Origin of the sequence: Undibacterium hunanense, assembly GCF_014284335.1 — a bacterium.
GTDB lineage: Bacteria > Pseudomonadota > Gammaproteobacteria > Burkholderiales > Burkholderiaceae_D > Undibacterium > Undibacterium hunanense.
The window spans coordinates 46556-59716 of record NZ_JACOGF010000013.1; the positions used below are offsets into that span (position 1 = coordinate 46556).

Annotated in this window: 13 protein-coding genes and 1 tRNA gene; 5 read left to right on the forward strand and 9 right to left on the reverse strand. The window is 44.1% G+C overall.

All coding sequences use genetic code 11. The features are described from left to right. Window positions 1–37: 37 nt before the first annotated feature. Window positions 38–610 carry an NUDIX hydrolase gene (locus H8L32_RS21420; protein WP_186949307.1) on the reverse strand — a complete coding sequence of 191 codons (573 nt, stop codon included), beginning with the start codon at window positions 608–610 and terminating at the stop codon, window positions 38–40. Window positions 611–737: 127 nt separating this feature from the next. On the opposite strand from H8L32_RS21420, the gene H8L32_RS21425 reads away from it, so the two are divergent. Next, window positions 738–814 (forward strand) — tRNA-Met (locus tag H8L32_RS21425). Between the two features lie 137 nt (window positions 815–951). Here the strand turns inward: H8L32_RS21425 and H8L32_RS21430 are convergent. The 8 genes from H8L32_RS21430 to H8L32_RS21465 form a co-directional block, all read right to left on the reverse strand. Then, window positions 952–1680, reverse strand: coding sequence for a hypothetical protein (locus tag H8L32_RS21430; protein WP_186949308.1), 729 nt, complete (start codon window positions 1678–1680; stop codon window positions 952–954). 159 nt (window positions 1681–1839) lie between these two features. Beyond that, window positions 1840–2307 carry a hypothetical protein gene (locus H8L32_RS21435; protein WP_186949309.1) on the reverse strand — a complete coding sequence of 156 codons (468 nt, stop codon included), beginning with the start codon at window positions 2305–2307 and terminating at the stop codon, window positions 1840–1842. 234 nt (window positions 2308–2541) lie between these two features. Further along, complete coding sequence (gene istB, locus H8L32_RS21440) at window positions 2542–3297, reverse strand: IS21-like element helper ATPase IstB (RefSeq protein ID WP_186949310.1); 756 nt, start codon at window positions 3295–3297, stop codon at window positions 2542–2544. Continuing rightward, complete coding sequence (gene istA / locus H8L32_RS21445) at window positions 3297–4862, reverse strand: IS21 family transposase (protein ID WP_186949311.1); 1566 nt, start codon at window positions 4860–4862, stop codon at window positions 3297–3299. The genes istB and istA overlap by 1 nt, the downstream gene beginning before the upstream one ends. Before the next feature lie 292 nt (window positions 4863–5154). Then, a complete protein-coding gene (locus H8L32_RS21450; RefSeq protein ID WP_186949312.1) occupies window positions 5155–5544 on the reverse strand; it encodes a helix-turn-helix domain-containing protein in 390 nt (129 codons plus the stop codon). A gap of 397 nt (window positions 5545–5941) precedes the next feature. Then, on the reverse strand, window positions 5942–7180 hold the full coding sequence (locus H8L32_RS21455; protein WP_186949313.1) for a Shedu immune nuclease family protein: 1239 nt from the start codon (window positions 7178–7180) through the stop codon (window positions 5942–5944). A gap of 170 nt (window positions 7181–7350) precedes the next feature. Then, the gene (locus tag H8L32_RS21460; protein WP_186949314.1) at window positions 7351–8556 is read right to left on the reverse strand and encodes a phospholipase D family protein; all 1206 of its coding nucleotides are present in this window, start codon (window positions 8554–8556) and stop codon (window positions 7351–7353) included. 152 nt (window positions 8557–8708) lie between these two features. Beyond that, window positions 8709–10673, reverse strand: coding sequence for a hypothetical protein (locus H8L32_RS21465; protein ID WP_186949315.1), 1965 nt, complete (start codon window positions 10671–10673; stop codon window positions 8709–8711). Window positions 10674–11175: 502 nt separating this feature from the next. On the opposite strand from H8L32_RS21465, the gene imuA reads away from it, so the two are divergent. The 4 genes from imuA to H8L32_RS21480 all read left to right on the forward strand — a co-directional run bounded on the left by imuA (window position 11176) and on the right by H8L32_RS21480 (window position 13025). Next, a complete protein-coding gene (imuA, locus tag H8L32_RS21470) occupies window positions 11176–11922 on the forward strand; it encodes a translesion DNA synthesis-associated protein ImuA (protein WP_186949316.1) in 747 nt (248 codons plus the stop codon). A gap of 19 nt (window positions 11923–11941) precedes the next feature. Beyond that, window positions 11942–12139 (forward strand): hypothetical protein, encoded by a 198-nt coding sequence (locus H8L32_RS21475; protein ID WP_186949317.1) that lies wholly within the window; start codon window positions 11942–11944, stop codon window positions 12137–12139. A gap of 35 nt (window positions 12140–12174) precedes the next feature. After that, on the forward strand, window positions 12175–12303 hold the full coding sequence (locus tag H8L32_RS28375; RefSeq protein ID WP_408058960.1) for a hypothetical protein: 129 nt from the start codon (window positions 12175–12177) through the stop codon (window positions 12301–12303). Between the two features lie 353 nt (window positions 12304–12656). After that, complete coding sequence (locus H8L32_RS21480) at window positions 12657–13025, forward strand: CU044_2847 family protein (RefSeq protein WP_186949318.1); 369 nt, start codon at window positions 12657–12659, stop codon at window positions 13023–13025. Window positions 13026–13161: the final 136 nt, after the last annotated feature.

A 13161-nucleotide genomic window follows, 5' to 3' on the forward strand; every position in this document is an offset into this window, starting at 1 on the left:
CCCATTTCTTATTTCTGCCTGCCAATCTCAGGTTTGTTTATCCGCCGTGCCGCATCGGTTTGAAAATATCATGTGCATGCAATTCGTATTGCCCGCCCTGTTGTACCTGCGCCAGATTGGCAAAGAAAAACTTTAACGTATGTGTCGTGGTAGGGAAGGCGATGTCTTCCCATGGGATCTGTTCTTCAGAGAATAGCGCCACTTCCAGACTCTCCACGCCGGCCGCATAATTCAGGTCAAGCAGCGTGGCGCGATAAAACAGATGGACCTGATGTACATGTGGCACGTTCAGAATCGAAAACAGTTCATGCAATCTGATATTTGCACCGGCCTCTTCTTCAGTTTCACGCTGCGCCGCCTGTGACGTAGTCTCATTGTTTTCCATAAAGCCGGCAGGCAGCGTCCAGTAGCCCAGGCGCGGCTCAATTGCACGCTTGCACAGCAAGACCTTGGTCACGCCATCTTCTTCCCATACGGGAATAGACCCAACCACCATCTTCGGGTTTTGATAATGGATAGTGCCGCAAGCCGGACAGACAAAACGTTCACGGGTGTCATCGGCAGGAATTTGCAAGACGACTGGGGACGCACATTCAGAACAGAATTTCATGAGAAAAAGAGTGAAAATTGGCGAATCCTCAGAGTGTAACACCTGTCCGCCCAACTGCTGCAATAGTCCGAATCCCATAAAAGGATTGCGCAGAGCAGCAAAACAATGTATAGTTTCATTCTTCAGACGCGGGGTGGAGCAGTCTGGCAGCTCGTCGGGCTCATAACCCGAAGGTCGTAGGTTCAAATCCTGCCCCCGCAACCAAGTTTTAAGCCCTTGATCAGAAATGATCAAGGGCTTTTTGCTTTGCTACTGATGCTAAAAGCCTTTCGGCATTGTACATTTCAGTAATTTGGACTATTCAAGCAGTTGTAAATTTCACCAACATGTTTTTGAGGCATCTATTTAATCAAGACGGTTTTCGTTATTTTTAATGATTGCAAGTAAAGCCCTCGCCAATGCGCAAGTAACGCACGCGGAAAAGAAAAAGTGACAGCCACTTTATCAAGATATCTAAAGCTTCCCGCACATGGTCCATTAGCTGCCAGACATCCAATCAAAATAGGTCTCCCATCAACTGCTCTAAAATTCTCATCCATCGGAAGGTAGTAATAATTGCCTGCATGTTGACCACTTTGGTATGTAGCATATTCAAACAATCTTAAGTCTTCACGAACCACGGTTTTTGATGAATTCTTTTTTATATTAGCGATTTGATCTTGTTCCCACGCATCATTTTTTATGTCATTAGTCGCACCAAATTGCAACTGTAAAATTCCAATTATTTTTTTTGTCGATTGCACTTTTGATGAACTAAATTCCATGTCGTCTGTGATATCCAAACTTATGCTAGCGCTGTATGCATATCCTTTTCGAATTGATTGAGGATTTGGGCCATGTGTATTTGGTGTTTCGACAGATACTCGAAATTCTTCCGGAAAACGTAATTTCGCTTGATTCTTATTTTCATCTTTAATCAACACTATTTCGTTAACAGTTCTCCCGTCATTAACAATGCCATGCAACCTAAGATATTCACTTGTATTTGACATTACCGGTTTTTGTTCGCATCCTGCCATCAAAAGTACGGGTGCAAATAGGCAAAGAATCGATGAAGATAATCTTTTCATAGTTATCGGTGTTTCGTTAAAAACTGTTTCCATTCACTCACTGACAATTGCCTCGAATAGCTTCTGAATTTCATTTCCTGATTTTTTAAAGCGACAGTATTTTTTCAATTTATAGGTCGAGGTGGCATGTCGAGCACGGATGCAGTATTGTCCGAGAACTTATTGTGAATTAAGGGATTTTTTTAAAATTTGAAATTTTTCCACGCTACCGACACGGTCAACCGGCAAAAGTGTTTGGATGCAAAAGTTTAAGTTTGTGGTCAATGATTGACGTAATTCATTTGAGAAATGATATTTCTCCTTAATTCGCATGTCGATGAATCTCGGTACATATACATGGCTACATTTTTTCAAATTAGATGTATATCTTTCAGCGAGATCCAGGTCTACAGGGTGACAATTTGCTGAGCCCATATAGAAATTAAATAGCTGCTCTTCGATTTCAGAATTTGATTTTAAATTCTGAAGTAGCCATGCCTCCACTTTCGGTGTCGAAAACCCTTGCATTCCATTTCCACATTTTTCAATAGCCGTACCTAGAGAACTTATTTCTCCTTGAGCTGCGGCTATTGCCAACCATGTATTGGCTACACTGTACCTTTCGTTCATTCCTTCACGAATATACATTACGACCATTGCGTGGATATCTGCGTATTCTCACCAAAAAAGCCACCTTTTCGCACCTAAAATTAGCCATAGATTGGCATTTTAAGGTAGCCACATTTTGGTATGTCAAAGCCGCCACCAATTCTCAAAGGAACGTAGCCGCCAATTCTCATGTAGGTAGCCAGGGCATTTATAATGCCTTTGATGTTAAACAAAAAAAAGGACCCGAAGGTCCTTTTTGCATGCGATCGAAAACTATTTCTGCGCAGATTTTTTTTCCTTAACCGTTTTTCCTCGCATAGTTTCGCCTCGTAGTTTTACATACTGCGAACTGTGAACAAGTCGGTCTAGAATGGCATCAGCAATTGTTTTATTGCCAATGTAATCATGCCAAAGCTCCAACGGAATTTGGCTAGTGATGATAGTCGACCGAGATCCAACTCTGGAATCGACCAATTCCATAAGATCACCTTGTGATTGGTCGGGAACCGGTGCAAGTCCCCAGTCGTCGATAATGAGTAAATCATACTTGGCTAATTGATTGAGTCGCTTCACAAATGTTCCTGTAGCGCGCGCTGCAAATAGGTCGTCTAGCAATAAAGGCAAGCGTACAAAATATACACTCATTCCCTGACGGCAAACTTGATTTCCAAGCGCGCAAGACAACCATGATTTTCCAGTGCCAGTTGGACCCGCAAAGATTACGTTTATGTTCTGCCGAACCCAATCCCCATTTGACAAACTCAGCATAAGAGGTTTATCTAAATTTCTAGGTTGCGCATAGTCGATGTCCTCAACACATGCGCTCGTGTGTTTTAATTTTGCATTTCTTAGCAGTGCAGTAAGCCGCTTGTTGCTGCGGTAGGTGGTTTCATAATCCACCAAACCTCCAATGCGGTCTTCGAAACTCAAATTTCGAGCACTTGGATTTGGAAGTTGACGCTCGAGTTCTTCTGCCATTCCAAAGAGCTTTAACTCTTTTAATTTTTCCAGCGTTTGATTGATTAGCATTATTCGCTTTCTAGGCTTAGAATATTTTTATAGTAATTTTGACCGCGCAGATTTTCATGGTCTGTCGCCGTTGTCATGGATTTTGACTCATTCACCGGATTGGATTCGTCAATTTTGCTATCAAGGTTTCGAGACAAGATTGTTTTGATCCCATCGGTGGACATTGCGCCGCATGCTAAGGCATATCTGCAAGCTGCGTTGAGTCTGACATTGCCATATTCAAGTGCGATTTTTTTAAAAGCCCCTTGCACACGATAACCAACGTTTCTGTTGTTGACTTTTAGAAGTTGATGACGCATGAATTGCTCAACATGTTCTCCAAGTCCTGCGGCCCATTTGAGACAATCTTCAACGTTCCAGCCATCGAAAATTTTATGTTGAGGTGGTTGATGATTCCTATCGGTTGTTTTCCCTCCCTTTATTTGTGACTTGTCGTGACTTGCGATTCGTTTGCCTTTGTAAATAATTTCAATTTTTTTTTCGGTCGCCCTGATCGACATTTCTAAGTTTCGATAGGTATATGGCACACTGTAATAATGGTCATTGCAATTGACGTGATAATCCTCGCCAGCCCTGGAGATGGTCCAAATTGCGAATTCGTATTTGCTATCTGGCAGGCTTCGCAACGTTGGCTTTTCGATTTCCTGCCAGTTAGAATACCGCGACCCTGGAAGCTGTTTAAATGGACGATGATTCATGTCTTCTAGCAACAGTGCAATTTCTGCATTGAGCTCTTCGAGCGAAAAAAACACTCTTTTTCGAAGCACAAACAAAATCCATCGCGTAATTATTTGCACCGTTAGCTCTACTCCGCCTTTGTCACGCGGCTTATAGGCTCGCGCAGCCAATGGGTGAATGTGATAGTGCCTACAAAGCGCCTTGTAAGATTCATTAATCAGGGGCGTGTATAAGCTGGTCTTGATAACAGCAGATTTCAGATTGTCATGAATAACTAGCTCGGGAGTGCCGGCGAAATATTCAAACATTCGCACATGAGACCCGAGCCAATCTTCAAGGCGCTGGGATTCTGATGCTTCGCAAAAAGTGTAATTTGAGGAACCTAACATCCCGACAAATATCTGCACATTCCGCGTAACACCAGTTTTCGGGTTGGTAATTTTCATGGTTTGCCCTGCATAATCAACCATGCATATTTCGCCGGCGATTCTGGTTCTACGAAGACTTAATTTGAGCGTTTTTTTATACTGTTTGTACTGCCTGCAAAAAGCACTATAAGAAATAAGATGACTTTTATTTTGATCAGTCACTAACTCCCGGTACATTTGAGAACGTGTAAAACCCTTTTTCTTCGATTCAACATGGACAAGCGCGTATTCAATTTCCGGATCAGGGCGGTTATTTTTATTCGCGCTCTTTGGAAATAAATTTAATTTCAGTTGATCGTCATAAAGATCGATTGGCAGCGGCCAGGGTAGTTGCGCGAGTTGAAATCTCGTTAGGTAATCGGCTACGGTTTTTCGCGCAACATTGCATATGACGGCAGTGACGCGCTGAGATTTTTTTTGATCAAGGAGGCAATGCAAGACGTCACGTATTTTTTGCATCTATATCCTCTTTTTGTATCTTATGTCTGCCTGTTGCCAGCAATCGTTGGCAAGTATGTTTTTTCACAAAAAATCCTTTGCATAGATTAATTTTTGAGGGCGCGACCCCTCCCAGACATGAAGTCCAGTTTAAGAAATTTTTGGGGACGTAGAAAGGCAGGCTCACACACCGCTTGACAGCTCAGCATGTAAGTTGTAGAGTGAGATCAAAACCCGTCAAAGTTTTTGAAGTCCCACTGAAAACCCCAGTTCGCCAACTGGGGTTTTCTTTTTAGCCTCTCAGTTTTTCAAGTTATGAGGCTGGCATTTTTTTATCCTTCCAATTTTTACACGCGTTTATCAAAATCTGCTCTATTGCCACCAAGTCTTCATCTCCTAGTTTTGTTATATTTGCTGCAACTTGATTGATGGTCTTAAGATGCGTCATGCCCACGTCAACGGGCATCTTTATTGTTCTTTGAGAGTCCTGTGCATATAAAATAAATTGTGCCGCTTCGTTCTCTGTCATTGAGAGTGCATCAGTCAATTTCTTTAGAAAAATATAATCTGCAGGTGTGCTAATTCCCTGTTCGATTCGCCAAAGGTATGGGGCGGTGCAATGGGCGAGCTTCGCCATCTCGCGCAAGGAAAGCTTGGCTTCGAGTCTTTTTCTTTTTAATTCTGTGCCTACTTTTGTTTGCATATGAAGGAGTAAATGTATTTAGGCAACATCATGCACTAAATCAGCGGTTACTTCAACTGGTTACATTAAAATATCTTTTAAAATCAAATACTTAGGAATAAGAAAAAAAATTTAATTTTCTTTGCGAAATCATTGAATTCCCACATTTTCTAATCAAATTTTCGTTTTCACTCAAGATTGTCGTATGGATTCATGGCATTCGCAGCAATGTCACGTAACGGTTCATAGCGTCGAAAAATAATGTGTTAGATACCAGGTCGTCTGGCGATCTCACGAAATGGAACCTGGTCACGAATGTGCCAGTATCGAATAAGACCCAGTAATGCCACGTCCTACCCATCAAGATAAGTAGTATGGTGAGCTAAACGTGATTCAATTTTCAGTGCAAATCAACAACCTATCGACCAGCTTTGAATTGTTGAATCACGAACTGTAGTCGTCGCAGTAGATCATCATAGGTTATAACGTCAATGATATTCTTATTCTGCCTACGGAAAATTTCGAAATCACGTCGCTGCGCATCAGTCAGTTCGTGATCCCGCCCCATAATGATAATGCCGCACGGGTTAGTAATCTTGATCCGCAATCCAAGTGGCAACCTGTCTGCGTACTTTTTCGTCAGATAATTTTCGCCAGCCATTCCCCACCGACAAAGATGGAAGATATATTTCTCTACCTGCATTATCGAACCGGTGAGTTCTCGAAGCGGAATATGATTTCCTCTATAATGTGCGTCTGTCATCACACATTTTCTGAGTGGCTTCTTAATCTCAATGACATCTATGTTACCCGTCGCGTCAACAAGCATTATGTCTAATTGTTTGTCGGTATTGTTTCCTGGATCGTTGAGTGGCACCGACTTAAACGCCGCGATGTATTTTGAGTTTAAAAGGCGTACTATATCTAATATTTGTTTTTGCCAAACGTGTTCGGAATAACCGTCTTCGGATTCAAGCATGTCTTGCAATTGGGAATATAAAAACTCAAACTTGGCGACTTCCGCCTCACGAAATCGTCGAATGTAATTCTTTGGCTGCGTCTTTATGCGTTTCTCCAAATAGTTACTAAGCATTAGCTCGGCGTCTACCGACGCATCGGTGTACTGACGGAGCACTGCGCTAACCCTAGCGGCGACGTAACGCTTTAGCTCATAGCCAGTCGGGAACTGCTGGACGAGCCGTTCGTACTCTGCGACGGGAATAGCATCAGGAGCCTCCCCACCAATAACGATGCGACTGGGCATTAGTTTTGCGGCGACACGGAGGATAGAGGTTTGCGCCTCGGTGCTAAACCATTTCCACGTTGGCTCTGCACTGCACGCGATCAATATGGGTATCTCAATGTCTAGGATATCGGAGTCAAATACGAAATAATTATCGACGGCAGTGGCAACCGTAAATCGCATTACGTAGTCATCCATTAAAGATGGATGGTCATCGTCGACCTGAGACCTTGCATTGAGTTCATCCAGATAGGCTTGCGCAAAATTTGCTCTGGTCAAATGATACGTGCCCTTGATGAACAGCTCTTCTCCACGATTGAACTTACTGTGGACCCAGGAGTCATCATCCCTAGGACGATATAACAAATGAAGCTCATCTCCCGAAGCTTCAAATTCGACAGCCAATTTAGTCATATCGATCAATTAGTTTAGTAAAGGTCTGCACTCGCAAACCGAAATAAGAATGACAGTTTGTTGCGGCCGAACCCGGTCAATGCCATGCAGCTTGAAACCTTGTTCAACTATAAGTTACACACTGTCACGCCAAGTGCTGTCGCCGTTTACTTACTTTTTCAAGTGGTTGCTCATTCCTTCTTTGCTCTCTCTTCATAGAAGATGGCATCCAGCATAGCCGCACGAGCATGCCAAGCCTTTCGCTCCAGGAGGCCTGAAGGCTCAGGTGACTGCCACCACGGCGACTGCATGAGACGAACAATCACTTCTTCCCAATATTGCTCATAGTTAAGCTTGTCGGTCCTTGTTATTCCTACGTCTGCAGCAAGCTTTCGCATGTTTTGGGCATCCACACACAAAAATACATCAGGACGCTTCATGGCAAGGAGCCTGGTCGCCGTTGCAAGACCATCCTTCCCGTTTGGATACGCCTTCAGGTACCGCTCAATATAGGCGTCATAGTGCCTTCTGCCGATGTCCCCCTTAAGCGGAATCTCATCAAGTGCAAGTGAATAAGCTTCGTTCCCAGAATTGATCAGCCCAGCGAAAGTTCCGGCCCCTTTCATGCTGCCAAACCATGGCCAGTTCTTAATTACCGTCACCTTACTTGGAAGCCCTGCAATCCCTTTTCGTACTGCAAGATCCATGTCATTGAAATGGTCGTAGGTCTGGAAATATTCCCGAATCTCTTCAATGAATGAAAGCCGCTCCTTGAATCCGTGATATCGATCCTTTTTGACTTCTGCTAGGTAGTCTTGCCAGCCCATCGACATCACTTGGGAATGGACTGCTGGTTTAGTAGTGGCTTTATCTCCGTAGATGTCAGCCACTTTTTTCAGTTCAAGTGTTTTAAGGCTCCACAACTTTCGATAACTATCAGCTTCATTTTGATCGATTGTCTGAGCGCAACTCCAATATTGATCAATGACCTCAGCTATATCCTGCTTCAAATTGGTACTGCCGTCACGGCTGGTAATCAGAACCGATAGCTCTGAATTTTTCGTCAAAGCACCGACAGTAAGGTTCGGACTTCCAATGACAACTTCCCATCCGTCGTTGCTCCAGAAGAGATAGACCTTAGGGTGAAATACTCCATTAGGTTGAAGCTTAAATTTTACCTTTGACGACCCCACGAACTGATCAAGAACGTCGGGGTGTGTTTGGTAGAAATGCGTGCCAATGACGGCTTGAACAATTTGATCCTTATGCATCACCAATGATTTAAAGACTTCAGTGTCAGAGGAGGCCCATGCAGTGGCAATGGAGATGCAAGGATATTCTTCTACAAGCCGTTTCAGTTGTTGCCTTAGTATCGCGTTGGTACTGATAAGTTTCATCTAATTCTCATATCTAGCAAGTCAAGTAATACAGCCGTTGCATGGTCATGGTCCGTCATTCTGATTTTGCTGTCAGATTAAGTTTGACCCAATGCATTTTATTAATAATGATTTTCCCATCGAATAGCAGGACGCTTCCTCTACTTTCCATCTCAATAATCTCTAAGTATCTTGGTCACTTTGGATTCAACCCATGTACCAAATTCAGTTACGTGTCGCAGAACACCTACAATTTCCAAAAGCAAAAATACAAGAATTGCTGCCCCAACAAAATACTTGGTTAATCCATCTGGCAAATGGTGTCCACGAAATATTTCTATGGCTCCCAATAGCACAAGAATTGTTGGTACGGCAGTTACAAGATGTCGAATGATTCGCGCCCAAAATCGTACCTTTCGTTCTTTTCTAAACTCACTTTCTCTTCTAAGCTCGTCCGCTGCGTGCTCAGCAGTGTCGGCACGTTGAATCACTTCTTTCATTTGTAGAAGCAACAATTCTTTTTCTTTGTCATGAACTGCACTTTGTTCATCGATAAGTTTTTCTGCGCTCTCTCTATAGGTTGCACTAACTCGTTCGACAATCTCATTCAATGTGGAAGCATCGATTTCGTCTGATCCTTCGTTTTGCAATTCGGCATCCCTGAGCAATTTGTCCGATAATGTTGAAATAACGAGTGATGTCGCTTCGTCTGTCGTTATCCGCTTTTCATCTTGTAGGACTTTCAAATGCTTTAAAAATCTATCCCAGGTTGATTGGGATGGACGCATTGTTGCGGCACACAAGCTGATAAGCTCCCGCAATTTGAAATCCACATTTAGGTTTGGTCTCTTTAGCCATGCTATATTTGCTAGCGCACGAATATGAGCAATTGGCTCGATTCCCGATTCGTGTTCATCATCCTGCCACCAGGCAGAACCATTTTTTATAACAAGAGGGGATGTCGTCGCAAAAATTGCGTTGGTTTCCTCGATCCGCATGGACCTTTTTCCTTTACGTAGAATCAGTACGCCTGCGACACAATCCACGTCATGTACGACTCTAGGCTCTTGCTCGTCTTGACGAATTTGGTTTGCAAATCTGAGGGCCAAAGCTGATTCGTTGTATGTATATGCTGGAACACGTGAAGGAAGTGTGCGAATGCGAAGGCCGATGGATTTGATATCAGTTTCAAGAAGTGCTGCCATCTGTACGACGTCGCCTGGGGTGTAGCGTTTTGTGAGAAAATGACGTGCCATTGGCACTTGTTTTAATGAGGATCGCCCATTCTGCGTGGCGAGCTTCTCTTGATACATTGCCAGGATTCTGTGTATTTCTTCAATGGTTTTGTCAAACACAATGCATTCTGCGCCAACAGTTTTGAGGACGTCTATTGTTTCTCGCATAAGAATATTTGCTGCGTCCCCTTCATAGCCAATTGCTTGACGAACCAAGGTGCTGTCGAAAACTACAGTCAAATTCTTAAACGTTTTTTGATTCGGGTTAACGTTATTGCTAAATGCAGCATGATATAGAACTAGACCTTCAAGCATTCTCTTCAATACTATCGAGAGCGCCAAATCATTGGCAACTATTGTTGACACGAATTCAGCGACAATGCCAGCTAAAATGTCATCCTTATGGGTAAAGTTATTTGGTTGGATTGGTTCGTTCAGCAGCAAACTAACATGGGCACGTTTGATAAAGTCAATTAGTGCGTCTAGAGCAGCATCGGTATTCTCAAGTACTAATCCACGAAGAGCTGCATGCTTCAGTAGCTGTTCAGCTAATCGGTTCTGTTCAATGCTTATCGCTGCCTTATCGCTTACGATATTCTCGGCTGAATTATATTCCGTGCTTGTCTTCCAATATCTCCCTGACTCGCGTCTTAAATTTCCTTTGGATATAGCTCTTCGTAACAAGGAAGTTATTGTTTGTTGCGGCACTTTGATTCCATGCTCTTTCAATATTAAATCTTGTACATCAGCAACAGAGAAGTGATCTGATTTAATTTTAGGCAGAACGTCCATTGCAAGTGGCATGAACATTCCTAGATGGTCACTGCCTGCATCAATTTGTGCCTTTAACAAAGCTATTGTGGAAAGCCCTGAAGAGTTAACGTTCTGTACGATTTCGATCAAGATGCATCCCCTTTTTTTAAATCACAAAAATAGAAATAAAGATCCGATTAATCAATATGATAGTGACCAGTGACAGGCTCATTCAGAAATCGATCCGCTTCGGCCAAGTCACCGCAAACTCGAACCCTATATCCCTGATTTTGAAAAGTGGCTGCAATGCTGCGCACGCAGAACCTCTTTCCGACGCGTGGAGCACCAGTGATCAGAATCGCACACTGACGAGAAAACTGAGCAAGCAATGGATTGGGTTGTAACTAATTGAATAATATCTTGTTATTTTTTTACATAAATTACATATAAAGCTAGATATTTAAATAATTGTTAAATAGTTGCAAAAATGATCCGTTAACTTGGCATAGCGGAAAATCTCCCTCCAACCGCCTCCATTTCCAAGAAATCAACAATCGGAAATGAAGATGACATTTAATTTTTTTTTTTGCATATACTGTACATTCATTCAGTATTTAGCTAATTCAAAAATTATTTCGTCTGCAACAAAATCATGATTGCCCAGTCACTAATCCCGCCAAATCTATCCAGCGTGCTAGGCAAAATGCCACACGCCATCTGGCGTGCGAGCGAGATGGCTGTCTATAAAGCATCAACGCTTTCCTCTGGCTTCAAAGCTTTGGATACAGAGTTGCCAAACGATGGTTGGCCACGCTCTTCTTTGATTGAGCTATTAGTCCAGCAAGCAGGCATAGGCGAAATGCAGCTCTTGAAGCCAGCTCTGGCAACGATCGCCAGGTCACAGCGCATCGCCCTTATCCAGCCGCCCCATGCCCCCAATGGCCTGACATGTCAAAATTGGAATTTATCCGCCGAGCGGCTCATGTGGCTCAAAGCCAAAACCACCGCCGATGCCCTTTGGACAACCGAGCAAATTTTGAAAAATGGTAGCTGTGGTGCAGTACTGCTGTGGCAAACGAATATCCGCGCTGAAGCCTTGCGTCGATTGAACCTGGCAGCACAGACGACCGACACTTATTTCTTTCTCATGCGCCCAATATCAGCGCAAAGAGATACTTCTCCGGCACCACTTCGTTTAGCCCTCCGACCGGCGCGAGCGGGTATCAATGTGGAAATCGTCAAGCGGCAAGGACCACATTCAGACCTTATCCATTTCATTAACCTGCATGACATGCCTGTCAGTCGCCACAACAACTCAACGGAACACGATCATGCGCATGTGGATTTGCCTGCACCTGCGATACTTGCCACTGGCAGCAATCAGACCATCCTGGTCTGAGCCTGGCCCCTATGTTTTGATGGAGCAAGACCGTGCCCTGACCGCTACCCGGGAAGCAGCAGTTGCTGCAGCCGTACCCGACGCAGTCATGATTGATCGTGATCTGCACAAGGAAGACATTGCCTTTAACACCATCGCGATGGCGCTATTGCGGTTTGCACCTGAAGTTACCTACGCTGATGATTTCTGCGTCCTCATGACGTTACTGCCAGTCTGAGTCTGTTCCGTGACCCACGAGCTATTTGCAGACAGATCAAGAAATGTATTCGAATGCTGGGATTTACCGCCACGATGGGCACCGCACCAACAGCCATGGCAGCCTGGCTTTTATCAAGGTTCCCGACCAGCAGAAAGTATCCACAAGCAAGACGAGTTATCTAGCTTGACACGATGACAAGATCGCTGGATCGTTACCCGCAACCAGTTGTGAGGCTTCCGCTCGACATCAATGCCTACTATCGGGCATGGGCAGACGTGTTCTGATTGTCAGCAAATCAGATTCTTGAACAAATCTTGCGTGGCTACTATGAAACAGAGGAATTGGCTCACTCGGATCAAAATTGTACTTAAGGGAAAACTCGAATTTATCGGTCTCCCAGCAAATACTGGAACCCCAAGTATTTGATTTTATTGAAATTTCGTATTCGCGGGAACGTCGAAATCTAATACACCTACGTTTTCATAGACAAATTTGCATTGTACGGAGCATAATACTTCCTAAACACGGGAGGCATATGACTACATACATCGCTTTCGACAACCCTGACGGGTCACGTACGCTCGTTGAAGTCGCCGCAGAAGAAGCGGCCATCGGTTTCGGCGCGCCCGTGCGAGCAGGGTTGATAGACCGCGCAGGGGATGCTGTTCGTGCGGCGAGTGTTTCCTTGCAAGACGCTCTGGCCGCGGCGATCCGCAATAACGCCCAAGCACTGCACCGGGGTGTTCAGGAAATTTCGCCGCCGCCCACAGAAGTCGAGATTACTTTCGCTTTGAAAGCTACCGGCGAACTCGGGAACGTTGCAGTAGGCAAGGCCGGCGCCGAGGCGAACTACACTTTGAAGCTGGTTTGGAAGCCCTCCGCCGTCAAACCACCAGGAGTCTAGATGTTTGAATTCCAGAACTATTCCGATTTGCGAATTCGACGATTGATCTCTTTGTATTCCGCTCGTGAAGTTCTTCCCGCGCCAGTCGGTCTAGCTTTCTTGCTAACCGGCTGCCGCAGCCTGTCTTAGCTAGGTT

Bases quoted from the DNA above. Each gene is read 5' to 3' on its own strand.
- H8L32_RS21420 (WP_186949307.1), bottom strand. From the start codon at position 610: ATGAAATTCTGTTCTGAATGTGCGTCCCCAGTCGTCTTGCAAATTCCT.
- H8L32_RS21430 (WP_186949308.1), bottom strand. From the start codon at position 1,680: ATGAAAAGATTATCTTCATCGATTCTTTGCCTATTTGCACCCGTACTT.
- H8L32_RS21435 (WP_186949309.1), bottom strand. From the start codon at position 2,307: ATGTATATTCGTGAAGGAATGAACGAAAGGTACAGTGTAGCCAATACA.
- istB (WP_186949310.1), bottom strand. From the start codon at position 3,297: ATGCTAATCAATCAAACGCTGGAAAAATTAAAAGAGTTAAAGCTCTTT.
- istA (WP_186949311.1), bottom strand. From the start codon at position 4,862: ATGCAAAAAATACGTGACGTCTTGCATTGCCTCCTTGATCAAAAAAAA.
- H8L32_RS21450 (WP_186949312.1), bottom strand. From the start codon at position 5,544: ATGCAAACAAAAGTAGGCACAGAATTAAAAAGAAAAAGACTCGAAGCC.
- H8L32_RS21455 (WP_186949313.1), bottom strand. From the start codon at position 7,180: ATGACTAAATTGGCTGTCGAATTTGAAGCTTCGGGAGATGAGCTTCAT.
- H8L32_RS21460 (WP_186949314.1), bottom strand. From the start codon at position 8,556: ATGAAACTTATCAGTACCAACGCGATACTAAGGCAACAACTGAAACGG.
- imuA (WP_186949316.1), top strand. From the start codon at position 11,176: ATGATTGCCCAGTCACTAATCCCGCCAAATCTATCCAGCGTGCTAGGC.
- H8L32_RS21475 (WP_186949317.1), top strand. From the start codon at position 11,942: ATGGAGCAAGACCGTGCCCTGACCGCTACCCGGGAAGCAGCAGTTGCT.
- H8L32_RS21480 (WP_186949318.1), top strand. From the start codon at position 12,657: ATGACTACATACATCGCTTTCGACAACCCTGACGGGTCACGTACGCTC.